Origin of the sequence: Paenibacillus eucommiae (genome assembly GCF_017874215.1) — a bacterium.
Classification (GTDB): domain Bacteria; phylum Bacillota; class Bacilli; order Paenibacillales; family NBRC-103111; genus Paenibacillus_AI; species Paenibacillus_AI eucommiae.
In genome coordinates this window covers 1-25835 of the sequence record NZ_JAGGLB010000002.1, presented here as the reverse complement: position 1 = coordinate 25835, position 25835 = coordinate 1, and the positions used below count along the sequence as shown (strand labels likewise).

At 45.0% G+C, this 25835-nt stretch carries 31 protein-coding genes and 1 other annotated feature; of the genes, 27 read left to right on the top strand and 4 right to left on the bottom strand.

From position 1 onward, the window contains the following. Positions 1-1875: an ATP-binding protein gene (locus J2Z66_RS02505; protein WP_209969662.1), complete on the top strand. Its 1875-nt coding sequence runs from the start codon at positions 1-3 to the stop codon at positions 1873-1875. Positions 1876-1980: 105 nt separating this feature from the next. On the opposite strand, the gene serA is transcribed toward J2Z66_RS02505, so the two are convergent. Beyond that, the gene (gene serA, locus J2Z66_RS02500) at positions 1981-3564 is read right to left on the bottom strand and encodes a phosphoglycerate dehydrogenase (RefSeq protein ID WP_209969659.1); all 1584 of its coding nucleotides are present in this window, start codon (positions 3562-3564) and stop codon (positions 1981-1983) included. Between the two features lie 99 nt (positions 3565-3663). Further along, positions 3664-3895 (bottom strand) — a binding site (T-box leader). Between the two features lie 144 nt (positions 3896-4039). Between serA and J2Z66_RS02495 the strand changes: the two genes are divergently transcribed. Further along, a complete protein-coding gene (locus J2Z66_RS02495) occupies positions 4040-4357 on the top strand; it encodes a rhodanese-like domain-containing protein (protein WP_209969657.1) in 318 nt (105 codons plus the stop codon). 90 nt (positions 4358-4447) lie between these two features. On the opposite strand, the gene J2Z66_RS02490 is transcribed toward J2Z66_RS02495, so the two are convergent. Beyond that, complete coding sequence (locus tag J2Z66_RS02490) at positions 4448-4999, bottom strand: glutathione peroxidase (RefSeq protein WP_209969654.1); 552 nt, start codon at positions 4997-4999, stop codon at positions 4448-4450. 24 nt (positions 5000-5023) lie between these two features. Continuing rightward, positions 5024-5944 (bottom strand): hypothetical protein, encoded by a 921-nt coding sequence (locus J2Z66_RS02485; protein ID WP_209969651.1) that lies wholly within the window; start codon positions 5942-5944, stop codon positions 5024-5026. Positions 5945-6032: 88 nt separating this feature from the next. Here J2Z66_RS02485 and J2Z66_RS02480 point away from each other — a divergent pair, with 88 nt between their 5' ends. Continuing rightward, the gene (locus J2Z66_RS02480; protein WP_209969649.1) at positions 6033-6635 is read left to right on the top strand and encodes a CPBP family intramembrane glutamic endopeptidase; all 603 of its coding nucleotides are present in this window, start codon (positions 6033-6035) and stop codon (positions 6633-6635) included. A gap of 653 nt (positions 6636-7288) precedes the next feature. Here J2Z66_RS02480 and J2Z66_RS02475 read toward each other — a convergent pair. Next, positions 7289-8143 carry a polysaccharide deacetylase family protein gene (locus tag J2Z66_RS02475; RefSeq protein WP_209969646.1) on the bottom strand — a complete coding sequence of 285 codons (855 nt, stop codon included), beginning with the start codon at positions 8141-8143 and terminating at the stop codon, positions 7289-7291. Positions 8144-8318: 175 nt separating this feature from the next. On the opposite strand from J2Z66_RS02475, the gene J2Z66_RS02470 reads away from it, so the two are divergent. From J2Z66_RS02470 to J2Z66_RS02355, 24 genes are all read left to right on the top strand, one after another. Further along, positions 8319-8624 (top strand): hypothetical protein, encoded by a 306-nt coding sequence (locus tag J2Z66_RS02470; protein ID WP_209969643.1) that lies wholly within the window; start codon positions 8319-8321, stop codon positions 8622-8624. Between the two features lie 297 nt (positions 8625-8921). Beyond that, positions 8922-9530 (top strand): genetic competence negative regulator, encoded by a 609-nt coding sequence (locus J2Z66_RS02465; protein WP_209969636.1) that lies wholly within the window; start codon positions 8922-8924, stop codon positions 9528-9530. 145 nt (positions 9531-9675) lie between these two features. Further along, a complete protein-coding gene (gene prsW / locus J2Z66_RS02460) occupies positions 9676-10371 on the top strand; it encodes a glutamic-type intramembrane protease PrsW (protein ID WP_209969633.1) in 696 nt (231 codons plus the stop codon). An 82-nt stretch (positions 10372-10453) separates the two neighbouring features. Further along, the gene (locus tag J2Z66_RS02455; protein WP_209969631.1) at positions 10454-10612 is read left to right on the top strand and encodes a hypothetical protein; all 159 of its coding nucleotides are present in this window, start codon (positions 10454-10456) and stop codon (positions 10610-10612) included. 116 nt (positions 10613-10728) lie between these two features. Further along, positions 10729-12093, top strand: a complete 1365-nt coding sequence (ypeB, locus tag J2Z66_RS02450) for a germination protein YpeB (protein ID WP_209969627.1) — start codon at positions 10729-10731, stop codon at positions 12091-12093. A 137-nt stretch (positions 12094-12230) separates the two neighbouring features. Next, positions 12231-12884 carry a flagellar brake protein gene (locus J2Z66_RS02445; RefSeq protein WP_209969624.1) on the top strand — a complete coding sequence of 218 codons (654 nt, stop codon included), beginning with the start codon at positions 12231-12233 and terminating at the stop codon, positions 12882-12884. A 66-nt stretch (positions 12885-12950) separates the two neighbouring features. Continuing rightward, positions 12951-13172: a DUF5359 family protein gene (locus J2Z66_RS02440; protein WP_209969622.1), complete on the top strand. Its 222-nt coding sequence runs from the start codon at positions 12951-12953 to the stop codon at positions 13170-13172. Positions 13173-13323: 151 nt separating this feature from the next. Continuing rightward, positions 13324-14007 carry a (d)CMP kinase gene (cmk, locus tag J2Z66_RS02435; RefSeq protein WP_209969618.1) on the top strand — a complete coding sequence of 228 codons (684 nt, stop codon included), beginning with the start codon at positions 13324-13326 and terminating at the stop codon, positions 14005-14007. 2 nt (positions 14008-14009) lie between these two features. Beyond that, on the top strand, positions 14010-14588 hold the full coding sequence (locus J2Z66_RS02430; protein WP_209969615.1) for a lysophospholipid acyltransferase family protein: 579 nt from the start codon (positions 14010-14012) through the stop codon (positions 14586-14588). A 286-nt stretch (positions 14589-14874) separates the two neighbouring features. Next, positions 14875-16083 carry a 30S ribosomal protein S1 gene (rpsA, locus tag J2Z66_RS02425; protein WP_245375269.1) on the top strand — a complete coding sequence of 403 codons (1209 nt, stop codon included), beginning with the start codon at positions 14875-14877 and terminating at the stop codon, positions 16081-16083. 48 nt (positions 16084-16131) lie between these two features. After that, complete coding sequence (gene fni / locus J2Z66_RS02420; protein WP_209969610.1) at positions 16132-17190, top strand: type 2 isopentenyl-diphosphate Delta-isomerase; 1059 nt, start codon at positions 16132-16134, stop codon at positions 17188-17190. Between the two features lie 84 nt (positions 17191-17274). Next, positions 17275-17901: a YphA family membrane protein gene (locus tag J2Z66_RS02415; RefSeq protein ID WP_209969607.1), complete on the top strand. Its 627-nt coding sequence runs from the start codon at positions 17275-17277 to the stop codon at positions 17899-17901. Then, positions 17901-18803: a YIEGIA family protein gene (locus J2Z66_RS02410; protein WP_209969604.1), complete on the top strand. Its 903-nt coding sequence runs from the start codon at positions 17901-17903 to the stop codon at positions 18801-18803. Before J2Z66_RS02415 ends, J2Z66_RS02410 begins: the two co-directional genes overlap by 1 nt. Further along, the gene (locus tag J2Z66_RS02405) at positions 18800-18988 is read left to right on the top strand and encodes a capping complex subunit for YIEGIA (protein WP_376774355.1); all 189 of its coding nucleotides are present in this window, start codon (positions 18800-18802) and stop codon (positions 18986-18988) included. Before J2Z66_RS02410 ends, J2Z66_RS02405 begins: the two co-directional genes overlap by 4 nt. A gap of 112 nt (positions 18989-19100) precedes the next feature. Continuing rightward, the gene (der, locus tag J2Z66_RS02400) at positions 19101-20423 is read left to right on the top strand and encodes a ribosome biogenesis GTPase Der (protein WP_209969601.1); all 1323 of its coding nucleotides are present in this window, start codon (positions 19101-19103) and stop codon (positions 20421-20423) included. A gap of 12 nt (positions 20424-20435) precedes the next feature. Then, a complete protein-coding gene (gene plsY / locus J2Z66_RS02395; protein ID WP_209969598.1) occupies positions 20436-21032 on the top strand; it encodes a glycerol-3-phosphate 1-O-acyltransferase PlsY in 597 nt (198 codons plus the stop codon). A gap of 85 nt (positions 21033-21117) precedes the next feature. Further along, positions 21118-22131 carry an NAD(P)H-dependent glycerol-3-phosphate dehydrogenase gene (locus J2Z66_RS02390; RefSeq protein ID WP_209969593.1) on the top strand — a complete coding sequence of 338 codons (1014 nt, stop codon included), beginning with the start codon at positions 21118-21120 and terminating at the stop codon, positions 22129-22131. 104 nt (positions 22132-22235) lie between these two features. After that, positions 22236-22517 (top strand): stage VI sporulation protein F, encoded by a 282-nt coding sequence (locus J2Z66_RS02385; protein WP_209969589.1) that lies wholly within the window; start codon positions 22236-22238, stop codon positions 22515-22517. 126 nt (positions 22518-22643) lie between these two features. After that, complete coding sequence (locus tag J2Z66_RS02380) at positions 22644-22823, top strand: DUF2768 family protein (RefSeq protein ID WP_209969586.1); 180 nt, start codon at positions 22644-22646, stop codon at positions 22821-22823. Positions 22824-22834: 11 nt separating this feature from the next. Then, positions 22835-23128, top strand: coding sequence for a 2Fe-2S iron-sulfur cluster-binding protein (locus J2Z66_RS02375; RefSeq protein ID WP_209969584.1), 294 nt, complete (start codon positions 22835-22837; stop codon positions 23126-23128). A gap of 21 nt (positions 23129-23149) precedes the next feature. Then, positions 23150-23764: a nucleotidyltransferase family protein gene (locus J2Z66_RS02370; RefSeq protein WP_209969580.1), complete on the top strand. Its 615-nt coding sequence runs from the start codon at positions 23150-23152 to the stop codon at positions 23762-23764. A gap of 22 nt (positions 23765-23786) precedes the next feature. Further along, positions 23787-24128: a 2Fe-2S iron-sulfur cluster-binding protein gene (locus tag J2Z66_RS02365; protein ID WP_209969578.1), complete on the top strand. Its 342-nt coding sequence runs from the start codon at positions 23787-23789 to the stop codon at positions 24126-24128. Positions 24129-24166: 38 nt separating this feature from the next. Further along, entirely contained in the window at positions 24167-24922 is a 756-nt protein-coding gene (locus tag J2Z66_RS02360) for a YphF family lipoprotein (protein ID WP_209969575.1), read from the top strand. Between the two features lie 638 nt (positions 24923-25560). Then, positions 25561-25835, top strand: a 275-nt coding sequence (locus J2Z66_RS02355) for an IS110 family transposase (protein ID WP_312894352.1), incomplete at its 3' end; no start/stop codon positions are given.

Below are 25835 nucleotides of genomic sequence, written 5' to 3'. Positions count from 1 at the left end.
GTGTTTATTTTTCGTAGTGTTGTCGGTAAGCTGTGGCTCACGATCATAGGTTTGGTAGCGGTCGTGCTTCTGATACTGGGGTTTTTTCTTGTTAATTACATGGGAAATTATTTCTCTCAAGCTGAAGATCAGAAGGCCTCTTTGGAGAAGCTGGCAAACCGCTTCTCGGAAGAGGCTGCTCGTCATTTTAATGATAACCGTTTTTTTTCCTTAAGTAATGAGCTGCTGGCTAATCAGGAGGCCAGGATGCTTGTTGTGACTCAGGATATGAAGGAAATTACATCAGATGTAACACCAAACGTAGAAATCGCTGTGCTGCATGCCGAAGACTTCTTTTCGCCAAGCCAGCTTAAGCAGGTTTTCAGCGGTCAAACGATTAAGAATCAAGTCATAACGAAACAGAAAAACGGATATCAGGATGGAACTGAGTATTTGGCAGTTGCCGTTCCACTCCGAACCGATGCCGGAGAGATTGTTGGAGCGACAGTGATTTATCAATCCCTGCAATCATTGGAAGCAACTCAGTCCAATGTGCTGCGGCTTTTCATTTATGTCTCTATTATGGGATTTTTGATGACGACCTTTTTCGCATTTTTCTTATTCTCGAGAATTACTAGACCACTCCAACAGCTTAAAAAGGCGGCTGATCACATTACAGAAGGCGAATACGGAACGCGTGTCCCGATTCTTTCCAAAGATGAGATCGGTGAACTGGCCAAAACCTTCAACCATATGGGTGATGAACTGCAGGACAGCATCAAAGCCTTAAGTCAGGAGAAGGAGCATCTCTCCAGTGTGCTGCGCAGCATGACCGATGCTGTAATTACTCTGAATGCCGAGGGCGAGGTCATTTTGACGAATCCCCAAGGACAGCGAATTATTCAGGAATGGAGTATTATTCACTGGAAGGATGATCCCACAGGTGCGCGTCAGACGGATAGTCTGGTTGAGCAGGCTGGTCTGGTAAGCGGTGCATACCCGCAGCAGCGGATCCCCGAGCCGCTACAGCCGCTGTTTGAGTCCGTTGTAGCAGAGTCGATGGAAGCTGCAGCCAAGGTACATGTGCTTAACGGTGTCTGGTCAGTCGCCATGACCCCGCTTTATTCTCATGATCAGGTACGGGGCGCTGTTGCGGTTTTGAGGGATGTAACCGAGGAGTTCCGCCTGGATAAGCTGCGCAAGGATTTTGTAGCCAATGTATCTCATGAGCTGCGGACGCCGATCTCGATGCTTCAGGGCTACAGTGAAGCTTTGCTAGATGGCATTGCAGCTACTCCAGAGGAGCAAGGAGAGCTTGTGCAGGTCATCTATGACGAATCGCTTCGCATGGGACGACTCGTTGGCGACCTGCTCGACCTGGCGAGAATGGAGGCAGGCCATCTCGAACTGAACTTCAGGGAGATGGAGGTCGTCTCCCTGCTCAAGCGTGTGCACCGCAAATTCGCGGTGCTGGCGAAGGAGCGCGGCATTGTGCTTAGCGCCAAGCTGCCTGAGCAGGACATCATCCTGCCAAGGGCAGATGAGGATCGATTGGAGCAGGTGCTGACGAACCTGCTTGACAATGCCTTCAGGCATACGGCAAGCGGTGCGCGTATCGAAGTGAAGGCAGAGCGGGCTGTGTACAAAGACCAGTCAGCGCTGCGTATAGAGGTCACGGACGAAGGACAAGGCATTCCTGCGGCTGACCTGCCTTTTATTTTTGAACGCTTCTACAAGGCTGATAAGGCGCGCACACGAGGACCATCCGGAGGGACTGGACTCGGTCTCGCTATTGTGAAGAACATCGTTGAATCCCATCAGGGGGTTATCAGCGCCCAGAGTGCTCTGGGTCAAGGAACAACCTTTACGATATTGCTGCCATATGATGCCAAATAATTGGCTTAAATCGACAAAATAAAAAGGCATATGCTGCGGAAGTAAGCAGCATATGCCTTTTTTTGGTGAATGCTATACCATAATCTTGTTGCTCGTGAAACAATGCTAGATTTTGAGCCCGCGGACGTTGACAATTTCCGATTGGCTTTCAAGAGCCGATAAGACTTCTTTTGGAGCTTCCTTATCAATGGTCAGAACCATGATAGCGGATCCGCCAATAACTTTCCGGCCTACCTGCATTGTTGCAATATTGACATCATTGTTGCCTAATAAGGTACCCACTCTGCCGATAATTCCCGGTTTATCATTATGTGAAACAAGCAGCAGATGGCCTGCCGGAGGGAAATCTACAGGATATTGATCGATAAGGACGATTCGCTCGCCGATACCAGCCAGCAGGGTTCCTGCCAAGGTCTTTTCTTCCTGCTTGGTTTTTACGGTTACAGTTACCAGGTTGGTGAAGCTGCTGGAAGTGCTTGATTTCTGAACGACGATATTAACATCGCGCGTTTTGGCCAGATGCATCGCATTGACAATGTTAATGGACTCAAGCCGGTTCGTAAAGATGCCCTTTACAATATGACGGGTAAGCGGGCTGGTGTCGACATCAATAAGATCTCCCGCATAGCTGACCACGATCTCGTGTACGGCGCCTTGAGCGATCTGGCCGAGAATAACACCAATTTTTTCACCAAGGTTAAAATAAGGCTGCAGCTTGCTCAAAACGTTTGCTGGTACTGGCGGCATGTTTACAGCATTCTTGAACGGCTGATCTCTTAGAATATGCAAGACTTCCTCTGAAACGTCAATGGCCACGTTCTCCTGAGCTTCAATGGTAGAAGCACCTAAATGCGGAGTAACGATAATGTTCGGATTGTTCAAGAAAGGATGATCCGCTTGAGGGGGCTCCACTTCAAATACATCGAATGCAGCGCCTGCCACAATACCTTGATTAACTGCATCGACCAAGGCAAGCTCATCAATAATGCCGCCGCGGGCACAGTTAATAATACGGATGCCTTTACGCATTAAATCAAATTGTGCTTTGCCGATCAGATGGCGGGTTTCGCTTGTCAGCGGCGTATGAACGGTAATGAAATCAGCTTTGGCCGCGATATCGTTGACACTGCCGAGCTTTACGCCGATTTTCTCAGCGCGTTCTTCGGTAAGGAAAGGATCGTAGCCGATGACTTCCATGCCAAACACTTTAGCTCTTTTGGCAACCTCGCTGCCAATACGTCCCATGCCCAATATGCCCAGAACCTTATTGCGAAGCTCAACACCGACGAACGTTTTACGGTCCCATTCGCCGCTTACCGTTTTCTTGTAGGCTTGCGGGATGGAGCGGGCAACGGACATCATCATGGCGAACGTATGCTCACAAGTAGCAATCGTATTGCCATCTGGTGCATTGATGACCACAATACCCCGGCCTGTTGCTGCTTCCAGATCGATATTATCGACACCAACACCTGCGCGGCCGATCACTTTTAATTTAGTTCCGGCACCCATAATCCGTTCGGTAACTCTTGTCTGACTGCGAACCAGCAGCGCATCGTAATCTCCGATAATGGCGACAAGCTCATCTTCTGAGAGTCCTGTTTTTTTATCAACTTCTACATCTTCTGCATCATAGAGCAGTTGAATCCCCATATCACTAATTGGATCTGATACTAATACTTTGTACATAATTGTTTCCTCCCTAGTTTTGCGTTAGCTGAAATCCGCACGTTGGTTTCTTGAATCAAAAAAACTCCCGCCCTTGGTACAGATATAACTATCTGTAACCAAAGGGACGAGAGCTTGCTATCGTGGTACCACCCTAATTCGTTATCCATTCGCACGGATAACCTCCATGGTCTTGCGACCAAGAACGATAACGGGTTCCTATACCGATTGCATCTACTTGAATTCAATGCAATAACTCTGGAGTGCTCCGCAAAAGCTTAGCTGCCGATTCGCACCTGTCATCGGCTCTCTGAAAGCTCATTCTTTTACTTGGCTCCGTCAATGCTTTACTGTCATATAGAATTTTCATAAATGTAACATGGCTTTAATCGGGTGTCAAGATAGGGGACGTAATTTCACACGAATGTCATAATTGATTTTACTTGCGCTTGCAGTTTAAATTAAGTATTGTTTCAATAAAAGGGGGAGAGCCATAATGACTAATATTGATCCTAAGCAGTTCGCTGATTTGTTGGTTCAAGACACCAGCAAGGAATTGATTATCGTTGATGTTCGGGAGCAGCAGGAATGGGATTATTATCATTTGGAGGATTCTTTGCTAATGCCTATGAACACAGTGCCGGAACGACTGGATGAAATTTCAATGGATCAGGATGTATATATTATTTGTGCACATGGAGTAAGAAGTGAAAGAGTATGCAGCTACTTAAGAGATCGGGGATTTGAGAAAGTAATCAATGTTGATGGCGGCATGGCTGCAATTGCCTACTTACGCGGGTTTGCCTATGATTGATCAGTAAGATGCTTGGCCAAAACAAAAAGCCATAACAAAAAAAGCCGATGATCAAGTCATCAGCTGCTTTTTTTGTTATGGCTGTACGTATTAAATCAGGGCCTCAATTGAAGGTTCAATATCAAAAGGATCAACAGGAGGCTCAATACGATTGACTACATTTCCTTGACGATCCACTAAAAATTTGGTGAAATTCCATTTAATATCATTGCCAAGCAGCTTTTCGGGCATTTTTTCTTCAAAAAAAGCATGCAGCATGTTACCAGATGATGTGCTTTGATCAAAGCCCTCAAAAGGCGCTTGAGCTGTTAAGTGGGCATACAAAGGATGCTGGTTGGCACCAAGTACCTCGATTTTCTCGAAAAGCGGGAAAGTAACTCCATAATTAATCTGACAAAATGTATTCACTTCTTCATTCGCAGCTGGCTTCTGCTCTCCAAACTGGTTGCACGGAAATCCAAGAACAATCAGACCTTGCTCTTTGTATTTCTCATAAAGCTTCTGCAGGTCAGAATATTGGGGCGTGAGGCCGCACTTACTTGCTGTATTGACAATCAGGAGTACTTGTCCACGGTATTGGTCCAAATTTATTTGTGAGCCACGGATCGTCGTGGCCGTGAAATCATATACGCTCTTACTCATCAGTTCAATCCCCTTAGCTTTTAATTAATTAGCGTCCAAAAAGAAAGGCAGCTGCGGCAGCAGCTCGTTGCTGTACCATTTCGCTTTACCCTTGGCAAAATCTCCAGAACGGATGGCATCCGTGCTAAGCAGCAAATCCAGCATTTGACTCACATTGGTTGTGCCTAATTTACTACCTTGTCCAGATGCAATAAAATCATCAATTCTAATCGTGACATCCTGCGGGTAATAAGGGGTAAACGTTTTGCCATTCAATAACTGGGCAGTAATGTAGAGATTTTTCACATTAAGGTTCAATTGTTTCCATTCTTCTAATGTCACTTGTTTGTTAGTATCAATGGTCTTAAGTGAAAAATCCATCGATTCATTCCATTTCACGACTGAGGCATAATAATTTTTCTGAGATAATAAGGCTTGGCGCTTGGCTTCAATTATGAATTCGTTTTTATTCATTTCCGCAAGCAGTTGGCTGCCCGGTAAGGAATTCGCCTTCGATCCGTAGCTTTTCAGCGCGTCTGTGAACAGTTTCAGGCTTTTGACATAGCTTTGATGAGCTTCTTGAAGGAGTGGCGATGAAGCAGGCATGGATTTTGCTTGCAATGCTTTGTACTGCTTATCAGCTAGCTTGGAGAGCTCCTTCAGAACGGCAGACGCCTCGACAGTTGAGTTTTGCGACTCAATTTGGCTTGTTTGTTCGAACCATTTACTCTGAAATTCCCTAAAGGGCAAATAAATGGTATGGTAGTAGGAGACCAGAATTTGCTGATCATAAGCACCCGGTTCTGCAGCGACTTCTTTTCCAGCGTGTAAGAGCTTCTCGTATTTCTGCTCCGATTTCTGCTGGCCGATTTGTAAGCCATAGAAAAAGGCGCCAAGAATACACACAAGCATAAAGATGAACATCAGAGCAAATAAATAGTCGGTTCGGGTTAAACGCTTATCCATAATCTAACTCCTTACTCTCTCTTTTTCTATCTTTAGTATAGGTGAAAATATTGGAAAAGGGAATATGTAGCTTGGAAAGGGAATTGCAATGAAAAAATTTGATTTTAAAAATATACGCATTGGAAAAGTGAATGTAGAAACCCTGGACGACAGAACGCTGCTTCTAAATTTGTATATCACTCAGGTTTTGACGCTGATTGTGGGGCTTATCATTATCTTTTTTCAGAAGAATCCTCTGATTCCGCTTTTTCATGTACAGTCAGGCTGGTCGATTTTGATCTGGGGAGGATTATTTGCGTTGGCAGTACTGGCAGGGGATTTGCTGATTTCGCGCTGGGTTCCTAAGGAGGTAGCGGATGACGGCGGTATCAATGAAATGATTTTTGGTAAAAGAGCCTTATGGCATATTGCAGTCATTTCACTTGTCGTCTCCATTTGTGAGGAGCTGCTGTTTCGTGGAGCCATTCAGCATGCGTGGGGACCTTATTGGACCAGTATATTATTTGCCGCAATTCATATTCGTTATTTGCAGCATTGGCTTATGACAGGAATGGTTTTCGCTATAAGCTATGGACTTGGATGGATATATCAACAGACGGGAACATTATGGACTCCTATCGTTGCACATTTTATTATCGATTTCACCATGGGGTGTATACTAAGATACAGTAAAGGGGAAGAAGAGCAGTAATGCGTTCCACAGAACACAGGGAAATTCCTGACGACATGATGCCTAATATGCAGGATGAAGATGAAGACAGTTATTATTTACCTCCGAGAAAAGTAATTCACCCTTCTGAGAATAGTAAATGGACAAAAATTTTTTATCAGACTTTGCTGTGGTTATTCATTTTGTTAGTTGTTGGTCTGACGATCTGGGGAACTCGATTAGCTTGAGCTGGGATTGCAGACAAAGAAAAGAGTCGTTGAAATGATGTTCATTTCAACGACTCTTTTCTTTGAAAATAAGTAAGTTTAAGTGTTTTGGGGAAGATCAGACGTAACAGCTTCAGCAACTTTGCTAAGGTAAAGGCATCAATAGGAGCTTCGGAAAGACCATTGGTAAGAGCTTCGTAGCAGACCCCTCCTGTGAATTGGGCATGTGCTTGAGTTAACGATGTTTTTTGATCGTTAAAGGCAGTGTTTCCCGGCCAACTGTCACGTTAATGATGTTTTTCATCGTTAAAAGAGGACAAATGGCCTCTTTGTGTGGAGAAAAAGGATTTTAACGATGTTTTTCAATGTTAAAGTAAGATTGTGGAGCGGACCTGGTGCTTTTAACGATGAAAAACATCGCTAAAGTAGCAGGTCCGCTTAAATCTTGATCGACTGCGCCGCGAGGAGTCATTCTCCCTTAATGCCAAGCTCAATCGAACCCGGATCAACAAAAGAGAAGCCTTTTTCCTCTAATTGGGTAAGTAGGTCATCAAGTGCTTCTACGGTCCAAGGCAGTTCATGCATTAGAATATTACTGCCATTGTGCAACTGGTCGAGAACCTTTTCAATTACCTTTTTGGGGTCATTATGGGTTTCCTTTTTCTCCCAATCCAAGGAACCGTTTGACCAAGTCATATACAGCATGTTTTCGGCTTTCACCTTTTGCTTTAAGTAATCATTGCCTGCGCCATTCGGCGGTCTGAAAAAATGAGGGGCTTGTCCGATAAGCTCTTTGACTATTTGTTGGACGTCCTCGACCTGCTGGTCGATTTTTGCGTTCGATTCGTTTTTAAGCACAATATGATCCCAGGAATGATTCCCTATATACATCCCGTTGTCATGCAGCAGGTTTACAAGCTCGGGCTTTTGCTTGATCCGATAACCATTCAGGAAAAAGATTGCTTTAGCATTGTGCTTTTTCAAGGTTGCAATTAAGGCATCATTCATCTCTTTTTCTTTAGGTCCGTCATCGAAGGTCAATAAGACTACTTTCTTATTTCCATCAGGCTGATTGGGTACAATATCATAATTGCTGTTCATATGATACTGCTTGGTGTCTGCGGTCGGCGTTGGATCGGGCTCCTGGGTTGGCGCTGGTGTAGGCGCTATGGTTGGTGTGGGAGCTGCAGTAGGCGTTGAGACCGCGGATACGGTCGGTGACGGGCTGATGTCAGGTGTTTCTTGGGTTCCTTTGGAATTTCCCGACTCGCATGCGGCCAGCAGCATGGTTAGGGCAAGCAGTGTTATTCCTGTTTTTTTCATATATCGTAGTCTCCTTTTAGCTTAGGTTGGTTGCCCAGGTTGGTTTGCCTATTATGTTAACACAATGTACTTGGTAAATTCATCTTCACGGTTCGCCTGTTAAATTAGATGCATGAGGAAGCAGCAAGTAGTAAACCCTATACGGGAAATAAAAAAATTTCTTGGAGGGATTATTATGCGTGTAGGCAGTTTTTTACTTGGCGGAATCGCAGGAGTGGCTGCTGTCTTTTATTTGAACCGCAAAATGAAAACATTCATGTTTTCCGAATTTAATTCTTCAAGCAATTCTTTGGGGAAAATGATGAACAGCAATAAAGAATCGGTTTCCGGCAAGGCTGCTTCTTCTTCGTCTGCGCCCGGCTTCTCCGCAAATAAACAGTCCATGACTAAGGAGAAAAGCGTTAAGGAAGAACCTGATTTGCAGCATGTAGTCAATGAAATCCTTGCTGAGAGTCAGGAAAGTCAAGCAAGAGTCCAGTAGGATGAAATAAAAAGCACAGCCAAACCTGCCCAGGTGTGGCTGTGCTTTTTATTTCTCTGAACTTACGCGTGCATTTCTTTGCAAATAATGATAACATGATAGGTGAAAATCACTATAGTAAGCATCATGCAGACGTTTATCCTGATAGGCTTTGTCTGCACACCTTTTGAAGCCCTGCTTCATAATCTGTTATAAAAAGCAAAAAGAAAGCGGAACAGGCAAGCTTTCGTGCACGAAAAACACACATTTCATAAGATAGAAGTTTTCCTGGCGGAAAACTCTAAGGAGGATCCTATCATGAAAATAGAGCGTTTAAGTCAGGATAAGATACGGATTTTCCTTACATTTGACGACTTAACGGAGCGCGGGATTCAAAAAGACGACATGTGGCGGGAAATCCCCAAAGTACATGAGTTGTTCAGCGAGATGATGGATCAAGCTTATTCAGAGCTTGGATTCGATCCTTCTGGTCCGCTTGCTGTGGAAGTATTTGCTCTTCCTGCTCAAGGCATGGTTGTGATCGTGACTAGAGGCAAGCTTGATTTGTATGCTAATTCGGATTCTTACGATGACCATGGAGCGGAAGAAGTATATGAAATGGAGGTTACGCTTGAACAAAGCGACCTGGTTTCTTACGCATTCAAAGACTTTGAGGATCTTATTCAGGGAGCAAGAGTGATTAATCCGTTGTTAATGGAAGGCGGCACTTTGTTCTCCTATAAAGGGAAATATTATTTGCAGCTGGAGCCTATCGACCTGGAGGATAGCAAGTACCAGGCTCTGATCGCTGTTCTTTCGGAGTACGGCGAGGCGGCATCGGTTACAAGAGCAGTGCTTGAGGAATACGGCAAGGTAATCATCGCAGACGATGCGGTTAAGGTACTATGTCATCATTTTCATGCATAAGTAAGTATAGTGGCAGATAGGAAATTTTCATGGCATCTTCAAAAACGATTGTTTTTGTGAGATGCTTTTTTTTGCCAAAGTTTAAACCGGGCTTAACAGCGAGAAGGCTGCTTGTGCCTGATTTCAACCTGTAAGGGAGGCGACTATGCATATATTGCCGGTTCTGGTGGCGGCCATCGCTCCCGGTCTCTCTTTGTTAGCTTATTTTTATTTAAAGGATCGGTACGAAACGGAACCTATCCACCTGGTTATGAAAATGTTTCTGTTTGGCCTCCTGATTGTGTTTCCTGCCATAGTTTTGCAGCATCTGCTCAAAATGCAATTCGGAGAAGGAAGCTTTTTTCTTGCCTTCATTTTGTCAGGAGGGTTGGAGGAGTTTCTGAAATGGTTTCTGCTCTATCAATTAATTTATCGGCATCCTTCTTTTGATGAGCCCTACGACGGTATTGTTTATGGGGTAGCTGTAAGTATGGGATATGCGACATTGGAGAACGTTTTTTATGCCTTTTTGAGTACTTCTTCCTTCGGTGCACTGTTGGTGCGTGCTCTTCTGCCAGTTTCGGGACATGCTTTATTCGGGGTTATGATGGGATATTATTTAGGAAAAGCCAAGTTCACCAGCATCCATTCTTTAAAATATAAATGGTTGGCGCTGCTGCTGCCCATCTTTTGGCATGGCTCGTTTGATTATATTTTACTTGAAGCTAAATCTTATTGGCTCTGGTTTATGATTCCCTTTATGGTATATTTGTGGACTCGCACACTGTGGAAAGTTGAAAAGGCAAATGCGCATTCTTCTTTACGTGTGATCCAGCGGGATGAGAAGTTTAAAATTAGCTAAAAATGGGCAGTATAGTCAAATAAGCGTTGAAACTGTGTAGCGTTTCATCATTCATAGCAGTAAATAACGGAGGATAGGAAGTATGTCTGAGCTTAAAGTCAAAGTGACGATCCGCTGCAGGCAATGCGGCGAAAGGTTTATTCTTAAAGGGAGACAGTATAATGGCAAGATCGATACTGGTTTCCGCAGATGTATTTGCAATAATGAGCATGATTTTGATATGGAAAGCAAACAAGCATAAAGAAGCCGCTAAATATATAGTGGGCTTCTTTTTTTTGTGCTGGATGTATAAACCTTCATTCGCTAACAGAAGCTAACAGTAAACTAGGCGGAAATGAAAGGAGAAATAGAAACAATATGTACAAAAGATTAAGCATTGTCATGTTTCCACTTGTAACACTGGCGTTGATTGGAGCTTCTGTATGGGGCTATTTGGAGCATCAGGATAAAAATAAAATTCTAATTAAGGCAGAAAATCAATACCAGCGAGCATTTCATGATCTTTCGTATCGGATGGACAGACTGCATAATGAGCTTGGAAACACACTTGCAGTGAACTCGACCTCCAATGATTCTTACCGCAAAGGTCTGGTCAACGTATGGCGGCTAACCAGTCAGGCGCAAAGCGATATTAGCCAGCTTCCGCTTGCTATGCTGCCTTTCAACAAAACGGAAGAATTTTTGGCCAACCTGGCAAATCTATCTTACAGAACATCAGTTCGTGACTTAAATAAGTCACCATTAAGCCAAGAGGAATTAAAGACATTAGGCACGCTTTATGAACATTCGAAGGAACTTACTGGTGAAATTAGGGGCGTTCAGAATAAGGTTATTACTAACAATCTTAGGTGGATGGATGTAGAGCTTGCTCTAGCCTCGAAGGATGAGCCCGTTGATAATGTCATCATTGATGGCTTCACAACAGTGGATAAAAAGGTTGAGGGTTATTCCGAAATCGAATGGGGCCCTGGAAACTTAACCGTTTTTCAAAAAAATAACGTACAGATGTTATCAGGCAATGAGATGACTACTGAAGAGATCAAACAAAAGGCCGCTGCATTTTTGAATCGCTCTGATGTAGCTAATTTTCAGGTAACTGAGAACGGCAACGGGGGAACGGAGTATCAGTCTTACAGTGTGACAGCTTCCTCAGGAGGAAAAAATGAAGCTGACATTCAAATGGACTATTCCAAAAAGGGCGGCCAGCTGATTTATTTCGTGAAATCACGTGAGGTTTCTGGAGCTAATCTGGATATCAGAAGGGCCAGGGATGCCGCAGATGAGTTTCTTGATCAGCATGGTTACAAGGAAATGAGCGCGGTAAGCTACGATCAGGATGATAGCACAGCTAATATTGTTTTTGTTAAACGTGACAAGGATATCCTCATTTACCCGCAGCAGGTCAGTGTAAAGGTCGCTTTGGACGATGGGGAAATACTAGGTGTTCAGGCAGCGGAATATGTTTTCTCCCAAAAAGAAAGAAAGCTTGCAGCGCCGAAGATTAGCGCGGAAGAGGGACGGAAAATGCTGAGTCCGCAAATGGAAATATCGGAGCAGAAGCTCGCAGTTATTACAAATGATCTTGAGCAAGAGGTGCTGTGCCATGAATACACCGGTAAAATGAACAGCAATTTATACCGGATTTATATAAATGGCGAGACTGGTAATGAGGAGAAAATTGAAACGATAAGGCCTCAGGATACACAGGCAGCAGCTAAATAAATCATAGAAAGAGAAGCTTAATGCAACATTAAAAAAAGCTTCTCTTTTTTTTGCTTTCTAAAATCAATTGTCATGGTATAATCTAAAAGGTTGTTCTTTAGACTTTAGCCTGAGATATAGAGCATGGGGGTGGAAGATTGCTTCCTAATATTAATCAAATATTGCATATGCAAATCAATTCGATTGATGAAGAAGAATCCAAGATTGAATATAAGTCCAGGATTGCCGATATGTCCGACGAAGCGATCGTGATGGAAATTCCGCTGAATGAAAATACGGGGCGTTTGAAGAAGCTTTATTTGGGCGATGAGCTGAGCGCTTATTATATTAGCCAAGGTGGAATAAAGAATTATTTCAATACATCCGTAATCGGCTTCAGAGAAGATGTAATACGTTTGATCATGCTCAAAAAACCGGAGCCTGAGGCGATCACTCAGATCCAACGCCGCAGCTTTTTGCGGGTGCCTGCTGAGCTTGAAATTGCCGTTAAATTCTCGGAACAGCTGCAATTCGTTGCGGTGACTGAGGATGTAGGGGGTGGAGGAGTTTCTTTCATTTGCGATGGATACATACCTCTAAATGTTAACTATGTGATTTCCTGCTGGGTTCTTGTCCCATTTAAATCAGGCACCATCGAGCACGTTCCTCTGAAGGGTGAAATTGTGCGTGTTAAATTACTTGAAACAGGAAGACAATTAGCGATGGTGAGGTTTGTTGAAATTACGGATCGCGATCGTCAGAAGCTGATTCGCTACTGTTTCGAAAGGCAAATGGACCTTCGGAAAAATTAATGCATGCCGCTGCCAACTTTTGGTTATACTACGAAGCAAAATATGGACTTCGGGTGGTAATGCGGTATGAAAGAAGAAGACAGGGCTGATTACGAGGAACTGTTCATTCAGTTTTCGAAGCAGGTGGAGCGGGTACTTTTCCGGTTTTTATTTGTTTTATTTGTCCTTCTTTTATGCTGTCAAGCCTTGCTGCAAATTCCTTATGTGAGCATGCATTTTACCAAGGTTGCGCCTTTAGAAGGCATACCGTATATGGAAAAGGAACAGGCATTCCCGGGGCGGCGTTAGTTCGTACCGGACAAGATGTCTAATGAGACGGGACAACCCCTTAAGAGCTGAACAAGTTTTGCATCTCAGGCTATGCTGTGGTATAATTTTTTGAGTCAGCAGGCACTGCCTGCTTTTTTGTTCGTAAGGTATTGTTAGGAGGAACGGCTGTTTGGAGACGTATAACATTGCCATAGATGGTCCCGCCGGAGCAGGGAAGAGTACGATTGCCCGTTTGGTGGCGCGAGCGTTAGGCTTCATCTACGTAGATACAGGGGCCATGTATCGAGCGGTAACCTGGAAGGTTCTGCAGGAAGACCGGCTCCCGATTCAAGAATCTGTAGTTGCAGACGTCGCAAGGGGTATGAATATTGAACTCATACCGCACGCGGAAGGTCAGCATGTGCTGGTTGACGGAGTTGATGTTACCAAGCTGATTCGCTCAACCACCATTACGAATCATGTTTCCGAAATAGCAGCTATGGGTGAAGTCAGAAGCATTCTTGTTGCCAGACAGAAGCAAATGGCTGCCGGTAAAGGAGTCGTCATGGATGGCCGGGATATTGGGACGAAAGTGATACCCGATGCGGAAGTCAAGATATACCTAACAGCCAGCGTCAGCCAAAGAGCCGAGCGTCGCTTTAAAGAGATGCAAAGCAGCGGGGATGACTCTGTGACGCTAGAACAATTACAGCAGGATATAAAGCGCCGTGACCAAATGGATCAAGAAAGAGAGATTTCTCCTCTTGTCCGCGCTCATGATGCGCTGCTCCTTGATAGCACGTTAATGACTGTCCCGGAAGTCGTGGACACCATTCTCGGGCTTTGCAGAGACAAAGTCAGAGGAGGGGAGTAGGCATGCTTTACCGGTTAGGCCGATTTTTATTTCGCCTTTTTTTCTATACACTATTTCGCCTTAAGGTGATCGGTAAAGAAAACGTTCCTGCAGAAGGGCCGGTTATACTTTGTGGAAATCATACAAGCTTATTGGATCCACCGATTCTTGGTACGCCTTTAGAACGTAAGGTGCATTTTATGGCCAAGGCTGAATTGTTTCAGGTGCCAGTATTAGGATTTTTAATTTCCAGAGTAGGTGCTTTCCCGGTCAAACGTGGAGGAGTAAGCAAAGAATCGATCCGTCTGGCTATTTCCTTATTAAAGGAAGGAAGCGTGATGGGCATTTTTCCTGAAGGTACACGAAGCAATGCCGGAGGAATGGGCAAGAAGGGCGCAGCTAGCCTTGCTTTGAAATCAGATGCTGTTGTAATTCCTGTAGCAATCATAGGTACTTATTCTTTATTTCGGAGAATGACCATTGTGTATGGCAAGCCTGTAGATTTAAGCGAATTTGCAGCTGGAACCTCTGAGGATCTGGAGAAAGCGACTGATGCTATTATGGTCGTTATACGCAGTATTTACGCTGATTATAGCAAGTAGCAGTCAAGTAGAGTATGATAGTTCAGTTGTTTGTTTTGTGCATCGTATACTGCCTAGTGCTTATACTTTGTGACTTTATAAAATAATATTGATGGGTTTGTTAATTGAGGAGGCTAATGCAATGTCAGAAGAAGTTAACGTACAGAATAATGAAGAAGAAGTGAAAGCTAACGGTGAAACTCCGGAAGTCGAAGCTAATGAAACTCAAGCATCTGAAGCTACAGAAGCTCCTGCTGCCGAAGAGGCTCCAGAAGTGGAAGTTTCCCAATCCGAAGCAGAACAAGCTATGTCCAATGTAGCTAAGCTGAAAAAGGGTGATTCCGTTAAGGGAAAAATTGTGAAGGTCGATGAGGATCAAGTCTTCGTTGATATTGGCTATAAATATGATGGCGTCATTCCTGTTCGTGAGCTTTCATCCGTTCAGCTTGACAATGCGGCTCAGGCTGTTGAAGTGGGCCAAGAAGTAGAGCTTAAGGTTGTTACTATCGATGATGGAAAAGAAAAGCTGGTACTTTCCAAGCGTATCGTAGATAGCGAGAAGGCATGGGATTCCCTGCAAGCTCAACTGGAAAGCAGTGAAATCTTAGAAGCCGTTGTAGCTGAAGTGGTTAAAGGCGGACTTGTTGTTGATGTAGGGGTACGTGGTTTCGTTCCTGCTTCAATGGTAGAGCGTCATTTCGTTGAAGATTTCAGCGATTACAAAGGCCGCACGCTTCGTCTGCGTGTGAAAGAAATTGACCGCGAGAAGAACAAAGTGATTCTTTCCCAGAAAGATGTACTGGACGAAGAATTTGAAGCAGGCAAGAAAAAAATTATCGAAGGTCTTCAAGTAGGTCAAGTGCTGGACGGAACCGTTCAACGCTTAACACAATTCGGGGCTTTCGTAGACATCGGCGGTATTGACGGTTTGGTCCATATTTCGGAAATGGCTTGGCACCATGTTGAACAACCGTCTGAGGTTGTTAAAGAAGGCGACCAAGTGAAAGTACAAGTACTTAAAGTAGATCCGGCTAATGATAAAATCAGCCTAAGCATCAAAGCAACTTTGGAAGGCCCATGGGATAAAGTGGACCGTGAGTTTGCTGCAGGATCTATCGTAACTGGAACCGTTAAGCGTCTTGCTGCTTTCGGAGCTTTCGTTGAAATTGCCCCTGGTGTTGAAGGCCTTGTGCATATTTCCCAAATTGCACACCGTCATATTGCAACTCCTCATGAGGCGTTACAAGAAGGTCAGGAAGTACAAGCGAAAATTCTTGAAATTAACACTGCTGAGAAACGCGTAAGCTTGAGCATCAAGGAAACTGAAGAGGCTCCTGAAGCTCCAGTTAAGCAAGAAAGAGAAAGACCAGCTCGTGGTAGCGGCGGCGGCGGCGGCTCCAGTGCTAACCACCAGAAGGAAATTGCCGGTAATGAGAATGTTTCCCTCACTAACCAAGGTCTTTCCTTCACACTTGCTGAGCGCTTTGGCGATAAATTGTCCAAATTCAAAAAGTAAAAACAGGCATTGAATAAAGTTTTGTGATTCAAGAGGGAGGTTCACAGGATGCGCATTTCACGCAAAATGGAGCACGTCCATCATGCGCTGAAGCTTGGTCAATCTGGACGGCAAGGGCTGTCAGATATCAAGCTTGTGCACAACTGTCTTCCAGAAGCCTCAACGGATACCATTGCTTTAACGACCCGAATCGGCGATCTCACCATGAGTTCGCCGATTTTTATTAATGCAATGACCGGCGGGGCTGAGGAGACAGAGACGATTAATAGGTCGCTCGCCACAGTGGCCCGCGAGAAGAAGCTGGCCATGGCGGTGGGTTCGCAAATGTCAGCCATTAAAAATAAAGAGGTTGTTTCCAGCTACCAGGTTGTTCGCCAGGTTAATCCGAACGGTATTATTATTGCCAATTTGGGCAGTGAAGCTCTACCGGATCAAGCAAAACGCGCTGTAGATATGATCGAAGCTAATGCTCTGCAGATTCATCTGAATGTCATGCAGGAACTCATTATGCCGGAAGGTGACCGCAGCTTTACAGGAATGCTTAAGCGTATAGAGACCATTGTTCAACAAGTGTCAGTACCCGTAATTGTAAAAGAAGTAGGCTTTGGGATTATGCGCGAAAATGCAAGACAGCTGTCAGAAATTGGCGTACATATATTGGATGTTGGCGGTACGGGTGGGACGAATTTTGCTGCTATAGAAAACGCAAGACGGCAGGCCCCCTTGGATTGGTTAAACGATTGGGGATGTACAACCAGTGTTGCTTTGCTGGAGGCGCTAAGCATTTATCCAAGAGGCTCAATTATAGCTTCCGGAGGGATAACCAATGCGCTCGAAGCCATCAAAGCACTTACTCTTGGAGCTTCTGGCGTAGGAATGGCAGGTGCGTTCTTGAAAGTCATTCAATCAGAGGGCATTGATGCTTTAATGGGTTTCATTGATGAGCTTCATGAAGGACTAATCCTCATTATGACAGCTTTGGGAGTCCGGAGTGTGGACCAGCTTTGGCAGCGCCCTGTTGTAATTTCAGGTGAAACGGCAGCATGGTGTACAACCCGCGGAATTGACATAACTGAATATGCAGGTAGAGGCAGCTGGAGTAAATAATTTATTTTTTGCCATACTAAGGATACAAAGAGCTTATGTACGGATTGCGTGCGTAAGCCTAAAGATCCTAGGTGATAAAAAGTTATGAATCCAGGTTATCTCTCACTTGTTCTCCTGAGCATTACGCTGATTTTATTTGCTAGCGGCTGGAAGGAGATCTACGTAAGGAGTATATCGCAAAACAGAATACTTCTTTTTTTTATTGGCTGGATACTCTTGTTTTCGTTTGAAATTAAACTTCCCGCAGTTCAAATTAATTGGGTATTTGCAGGTATTTCCGTCTTAAGTTTAGGTATTATTATTCAAACCAAAGGCTTATTTCGCAAGCTTCATCTGCTTTCAATCGGGTTGTTGTTGGGTTCTTTTCATGTTCTGGCGATGGAAATTCTCGCTATGGATCCGATGATGGCTGTAGTTAGCCCCCAGTTGGATGCAGTGTTATTTCTTGTATGTGTTGTACTTCTTCTGGAGCGTAGATTGTGGGAGCAAATCGCCAGTCTTTCCTTAGGGATAATTATAGGCGAAATATATTCCGTGCTTGCTCATTCTATGCATCAACCCCTTTATTTCGGCGGTGCTTCCTTCCAGGATGGCTGGTGGCTTTCTGTTTTCGCTGCAAGGACCTTTACACTATTGTTGGAATCGTTAGTCAAAGGATTTAAGGCTGTATGTAAAGCTTTGATAGCATGGAAGGGAGGCTGGCGCAAGTAATGGATTGGTTAACGCATCGCTATACACTCGGAATTATCGTAGGCGTGGTTTTTGGTATTTTATCCAGACTGAATATGCTGCGGACGGATTATAGACAGTATCCAACATACCCTCACGGTAAAATTGTCCATCTTTCGCTGAGCGTCATTGCTGCCGGTCTGGGTGCGGTAGTTGTTCCTGCATTGCTGGATAAGGATTATACGGCAATAACTTTCTTAGCTCTTGCCGCTCAGCAGTTCAGAGAAGTGCGCAATATGGAACGCCAAAGCCTTACCCAAATTGACAACCTGGAGCTGGTTCCCAGAGGCGCTGCTTACATAGAGGGGATTGCCATGGTGTTTGAAGGGAGAAATTATTTGGTTATTTTCTCTTCTTTTGTGGCGACACTTTTCAGTATTGTGTTTGCTTGGTATTGGGGGATAGCTGCGGGTCTGTTATCGATTTTGTTGGCAAATTACTACAAGACAGGGAAAAATATTAAAAAAATCGCCGACATTGTGCCCGTAGAAGTTCGTATAGAAGGACCCGATTTGTATGTGGGCGAAGTCTACATCATGAATGTAGGCCTAGAGCAAAACAGGCAGCTTATTCGTGAGCATTCGCTTGGCTTTCTGGTAACTCCGAAAAATATGAACAGCCGGGTTACGCTCTCCAACCTGGGTCAAAGGCAGGCTATTTTGCATGATATTTCAACAATTCTTGGCGTGTACAGGGATGAAGGAGAACCGGCCTTGATGCCTATGGCTAAGCTGAATTTGAAGACAGGCGCTTTGGCTTTGTTTATATTGCCACAAGATCGGGATGCTCATAAAGCTAAAGTGGCTCTAGAACGAATTCCGGTGCTGGAAAGTGCAGTCCGAATGCCCTCGGAAGCCAAAGTAAACCAAAAGAGAAAGGCATGAAGAAGATGTCGAAAATTATGGCTATCGTAACCATGGATGTGGATAAAGTCGGTGGCGGGGCACCGATTTTTATTACGAAGGATGAGGAAGAGCAGCAGCTTACAGCTTTGATTTTGGAGAAGATACTTGATGCTAATGTGCATGATTTGAAGAATGGAACGATGGTAATCGTGAAGCATGCCTGAAGAAATATGGGAAGGATGCATTTCTGGGATAGCCAAGCAGATGCTTTTTTGTTATGATGAAGATTGCGAATTTTTCCATTTAAGAATGGAATTCTAAGGAGTTGAAAGGAAATTGGCCAGACCCATTATTGCTATAGTAGGCCGACCTAATGTCGGCAAATCGACCATTTTTAATCGAATCGTCGGTGATCGGCTTGCGATTGTGGAGGATAAACCGGGAGTAACCCGTGATCGCCTTTATGGAAGCGGTGAATGGCTGAACAGGGAGTTCAGCGTTATTGATACCGGCGGAATAGAAATTGACGGGGATGACACACTGCTTAAATCCGTGCGGGCGCAAGCTGAGCTTGCGATTGAAGAAGCGGATGTCATTATCTTTATGGTTGATGCCAAAGCAGGTGTTACCGCATCGGACGAGGAAGTGGCTCAATTGCTGTTTCGCTCGAAAAAACCGATTGTTTTAGCTGTCAATAAGGTGGATAATCTACAGCGTCAGGACGAAATCTATGAGTTTTACAGCTTGGGCATTGGTGAGCCTATCGGTATTTCCGGTTCACACGGCATTGGTATCGGTGATTTATTGGAAGCAGCCTCTTCGCATTTTCCCGATGATCAAGACGAGCAGTACGGTGAAGAAGTAATCCGCTTCGCTCTGATAGGACGACCCAATGTCGGTAAATCCTCGCTGACTAATGCGATTCTTGGTGAAGAGCGGGTTATTGTAAGTTCGGAAGCCGGAACTACAAGAGATGCTATCGATACCCCGTTTGAACGTGATGGGCAGAAATTTGTCATTATTGACACGGCAGGTATGCGTAAGCGCGGCCGTGTATATGAGAACACAGAGAAGTACAGCGTCATGCGTGCGATGAAGGCGATTGAGAGAGCAGACGTTGCCCTTATTGTAATTGACGGGGATGAAGGCATCATCGAGCAGGATAAGCATATTGCCGGGTATGCCCATGATGCGGGGAAAGCCGCTATTTTCGTTGTGAATAAATGGGATATTGTAGACAAAGATGATAAGACGATGCAGCAGTTCACACAAAAAATCCGCGATCACTTCTTATTTATGTCTTATGCGCCAGTCGTCTTTGTATCTGCCAAGACTAAGCAAAGACTGCAGAAGCTGCTTCCCGTAGTTATGCAGGTAGCTGAGCAGCACTCACTCAGAGTGCAAACCCATATGCTCAATGATGTTGTCTCGGACGCAGTTGCTTATAATCCGCCTCCTACGGACAAAGGGAAGCGTCTTCGCCTTAATTATGTGACCCAGGTTGCGGTGAAGCCTCCAAGCATCGTGCTATTTGTCAATGAGCCTGAGCTGATGCATTTCTCTTACGAGCGATATCTGGAAAATAAAATACGGGCTGCTTTTGGTTTCGAGGGCACACCTATCCGGCTGTTTACCCGGAGGAAATCATCAGATGATTAGGGGGAGAAGCGATTGCTCTCAATTGTAGCTATAGCAGTCGGCTATTTATTAGGTTCAATCAGTTTTAGTTATTTATTCGGTAAGTGGTTCAAGGGAATTGATATCCGCAAGCATGGAAGCGGGAATGCAGGGGCCACCAATACACTTCGTGTGCTGGGTAAAGGACCGGCAATTACTGTACTTTTACTAGATGGTCTAAAAGGAATCATTGCTGTGCTGCTTGGACAATGGGCTGGTGGCGATAACCTTTGGATACCTGTATTATGTGGTTTGGCCGCAATTATCGGTCATAACTGGCCTGTGTATTTTGGCTTCAGAGGGGGGAAAGGTATTGCCACGACCATCGGGGTCATGGCTACTCTAGCTTTTCTTCCAACACTTTTTGCCGGACTGCTTGCTATAGCTATTATTGCACTCACCCGCTATGTGTCGCTCGGTTCCCTTCTGCTAACTGCAATCTTACCTTTTTTTCTTTGGGGAATGGGCCGTCCGGTTGAGATCCTGTGGTTCAGCGTCATCGTAGCCATATTTGCATTTGCCAGACACCGGGCTAATATTGCCAAACTGCTGCAGGGTAAAGAAAACAAGATAGGCACAAAGAAAGCTTGAAGGACTTGGCCTGTTGATAAAAGGCTAGGAAGCCATTGATTACGAAGTAAGTTTTGCTCTAGCAAAACTCTTAGGAGGAACTACTTTGTCAAACAAGGTTGCAGTGCTGGTAGCAGGAAGCTGGGGGACGGCTCTTGCTGCGGTTTTGGCGGACAATGGCAAGGAAGTATGGCTGTGGTCCAGGAACGAAGAGCAGGTAAAAGAAATAAACGATAAACATCGAAACAGCAGGTTTCTTGGAGAGACGGAGCTTTCACCACAGATTAAGGCAACAAGCTCTTTACAAGAGGCTCTGTTCAATGCCCAGGCAGCCGTGCTGGTTGTTCCATCGTCTGGCATGCGTGAGGTTGCTGCACAAATTCGCCCCTTCTTGACGAAAGAAATGCTGCTTATTCATGCGACGAAGGGGTTTGAGACGGGTACGCTTAAGCGGATGTCAGCCGTTATCAGCGACGAGCTCCCAGAGATCGCGGCAGAACGGATTGTGGTGCTGTCCGGGCCTAGTCATGCTGAAGAGGTTATCCGGCAATGCCCAACCACTGTTGTGGTTGCCGCTCATGACCTGGATGCTGCGGAAGCAGCGCAGGACTTGTTCATCAATCCATATTTCCGTGTGTATACGAACCCTGATATTGCAGGCGTAGAAATTGGCGGGTCGCTCAAAAATATTATTGCACTTGGAGCAGGGCTCACCGACGGCCTTGGCTTTGGAGATAATGCCAAAGCAGCATTGCTGACCCGCGGCCTGGCTGAAATCGCCAGACTGGGTCAAGCTATGGGGGCCAACGCGCAAACCTTTGCAGGCTTGGCAGGCTTGGGTGACTTGATCGTAACCTGCACTAGCAAGCATAGCCGTAATTGGCGGGCTGGTTACATGCTCGCTCAGGGAGAACCTCTGGAGCAAGTGCTCAAAGAGATGGGAATGGTTGTAGAGGGCGTTAAAACTACGAAGGCAGCTTATGAGCTCTCTCGTTTTTTTAAGGTTAGTATGCCTATAACAGATGAGCTCTATAGTGTACTGTTTGAAGGGAAGTCACCCAAGATAGCAGTGGAAGATTTAATGGGGCGCCTGAGAAAGCACGAAATGGAGGAAATTTGAATATCTCTTTAACAATGCGGGCCTATTAGCCTACACCACTCTTTACTGGCCTTCATACTATACTCTAGTTGGATCATTTCACCTAGGGATTAGGAGGCGGGAAAGTGGCGAATAAAGACGTTTCCAAAGACGTTCTGAACGTTGTGAAGAAGAAAACGGGGAAAGCCGTTTCTGAGAAGGATATTCAAAAGCTGGCCAGCGGAGTAAAGCCTTCTACGATGAAAAGTGAAGCGGAGCTCAGACAACTGATCAAGAGAGTATCCGATCTTGTTAATGTTAAGGTGCCTGAACATACAGTAAATGAAATCATTCAAGCTGTTAAAAGCAGTAAACTCGATTCAGGCAATCTGCAGCAGCTGATGGGCGCTATGCTCGGTAAGAAGTAAGCTGAATGACACAAAATATTAACTTTTTAGGCATAAGCGGGGGTGCAGCGCTTATGTTTTTTCTTTGCCCATATGATATAATCAGGCATAAGCTAGTGACATTCAGGAATGGGAGTAATTGTTATTATGTCAAGTATGGATAAAATGTGGGCTTCATTTGTAGCTATTGGACTTATGGTTGTTGCTTCTTTATTAATTTCTTATGCCAGAACCCGTACTAAGGGCGTTGTCAGAGTAATCTTATCCTTTATTGCTTTTATTTTATTTGTTCCGATTCTTATCTATATGCTGTTATCCATGTTCTAGGAGGTTAGGCGATGCTGCAGCTTAAGGCACGAAACAAACAGTCAGTAGTAGAGCCTGAACCAGGATTTACAATTCTGGATTTGGCTTTGAAGTCAAAAGTGGAATGGGGCTTTTCCTGTACGCGGGGAACTTGCGCCAGATGCCGTTGCTTGATCCTGGAAGGGCAGGAGTTTCTGGAAGAACCGACGGAAGCTGAGGACGCACGATTGGAGCCTGATGAGCTGGAGAGCGGCTACCGCTTGGCCTGCCAATGCGTAATTAAACAAGCAGGTGCGATTTCTGTGACACATAGACCGTATTTTTAACATATTTGGGGGAAGGTGTAAATGCTGTTGTTACTACCCGCCGCGCAACTTGATGTGATAGGAACACTTCATAGATCCCTATTGGGGACCGAAGTAAAATGGCTGGTAGGAGGAAGCTGCGGACTTTTGCTGCAAGGAGTAGAGCTTAGTGAAAGCCCGCGGGATGTTGATGTATACATGGATGAAGAGGATGTACAGACGACCCATGATGCTCTTCTTTCTTATGCGACCGATCAAATGCAGTTAAGCCAAACTGAGATTTATCGCTCGTTTCTCAGCCATTACGAAATAATTGGCATCCAAGTGGAAGCGGTTGGAGCTTTTAGTGTTCAGGCTATGGCATCCAGTTATAAGGTAGAGGTGTCATATCTACAGCGGTATCATGCAGCCAACGTTCAGGTAAATGGAATAGTGATTGCACTGATGCCGCTTGCCCATGAGCTGCTCTTTAATTTGCTGCGGGAACGGCCTGATCGGTATGATGCTATCGCGCTTGCGATGGCCCAGAAGGAAGAGCTTCATATGCCGGTGCTCAGGGCGCTGCTGGCGAGGAATCATTGGAGCCCAGGGTTCCTGGACCACTTGAATCAATTATTAGATAAGCATATTGGTATGAACAGGAGTCGTATTACATGATTCATTAAAGTAGGGGATATACATGACGTTACCAGAAGTGACATTTTTACCTGACGGCAAAAAAATTCGCGTCCGCCCGGGAACAACACTGCTTGATGCGGGCAGACATGCAAGGGTAACGATTCGTACGCGCTGCGGCGGTAAAGCAGCGTGTCTGATGTGCAAGGTCAAGGTGGAGGAGCAAAGCGGTCTGACACCGATGAATCAGCCTGAACAGCTGAAGCTTGGTGAGCAGGGGGCTGAAGGTTACAGGCTGGCCTGCCAGGCTCGTGTCCGTGGCGATGTTACGGTTATTATCCCGGAAGATCCCCTGAAGGCTGCTGTGCGCGCCCAACTGGCGAGACAAGCGGAAGACGGGATCTAGAATCTATACTTAATTTACATTTACAGAGGGGGTTTCAGATGAAGGTGTTTATTCCACGCATGCTCCGGCGAGCAGGCTGGAAGCTGGGGGTTGCTGCCCTGATGCTTGTGTGGCTTAGCGGCTGCGCGTATCCAGGGGATCAACGTAAGGAAAACCAAGTGAATCCAGCCGAATTTATTACTGTTGTGCAGCAGGCCGTCGATCAGTTTCATACGAAAACTGGAGTGCTGCCGATTAAAAACAGTGATATTCTTACTCCCTTATACGAGAAATATCCAATCAATTTCGGCCAGCTTCAGCAAAGCAACTATTTGAGCAGCATCCCTGCTAACGCCTTTGAAAACGGCGGGGTGTTCAGGTATGTGCTTGTCAATGTGGAAACCAAGCCGGAGGTTAAGCTGCTGGATTTATCAGCTTACCAAGCTAGCGAAGAGGTTCATAAGCAGGTTGTTGATTTCCAGAAAAAGCATGCTGGCGAGCTTCCTGTGAGCATCCAGATTGCACCTGATTTCTATTATGTGGATTTTAGCAAGACCGGTATGAAGGATCCTAATGTAAAATCAACTTTCAACCGTCAAACCAATTTTAACTATATCATTCAAGAATCCACTGGAGTCGTAGCTCTTGATTATGGACTTGATATCGCCAAGCTGATAGAAGCTCAATCGCTGCAGAATTCCCTGAAACCTGATCAGGATTTGCGGGAGCTGCTGGTAACGAATTCTTTCTTTGTACCAGCTAGATCATTTGCTTATACATGGAGTGCGGATCAGCCACTTCCTCAAGCTGAATAATAGACAAAACCCCTTTGCACGCTCTGGAGCTGCGAAAGGGGTTTTTGTTTTATCTAGCCTAAATTCAAGTACCACTGTAGTATTACTGTAGCACCCCAGTAGCACCGATGAAGCACCGATGAAGCACCGATGAAGCACCGATGAAGCACCCCTGTAGCACCTCAGTAGTAGCCCCCCCTCACTCATATGGAGCGAGTTGCTTTACTTAACGATGTTTTTCATCGTTAAACAAGTGAATCCAGATCAATCCGTCGCGTTAACGATGATTTTCATCGCAAAAAGAGGTCGGATGGCCCCCTCAGGGTGGATAACAGGGATTTAACGATGAAAAACATCGCTAAATCAAGTTTGCGGAGAGGACCTAGTGCTTTTAGCGATGAAAAACCATCCATGACGTTCGTAGCCGACGTCACCACCAAGAATGAAAATAGGGGTTCTAGCAAAGGTTTTTTAAAAGAAAGAACCGTCAAGAATAAAAGATAACAAATCAAAGGACGGACGATGTACTGGGACTGATCCTGTTGAAAAACCCGTCCTATTGCGACCCTCGAGCACCGCCAATTGTAACCTAAGAACGTGTATAAACTTTCACCTCCCGGGCGCATGATTTGTTATATTCTAGGAAAGAAGGAACGGAAATGGACGCTGTACGCGCATGTTGTGCGGGCATGGATATCCATCAGGAAACGGTTGTCGTTTGTATCTTGAGAGGTCCTCTGGATATAAAACCACGCCCACAAATTCGAACGTTCGGTACCACAACAAAAGAACTGTTGCAGGTGCAGGACTGGCTCACGGAAAACGAATGTAAAGAAGTGGCCATGGAAAGTACAGGTGTTTTCTGGAAGCCGGTCTGGAATGTGCTGGAGACTAGCTGCAAATTAACCCTGGCTAATCCCAAGCATATTAAGAA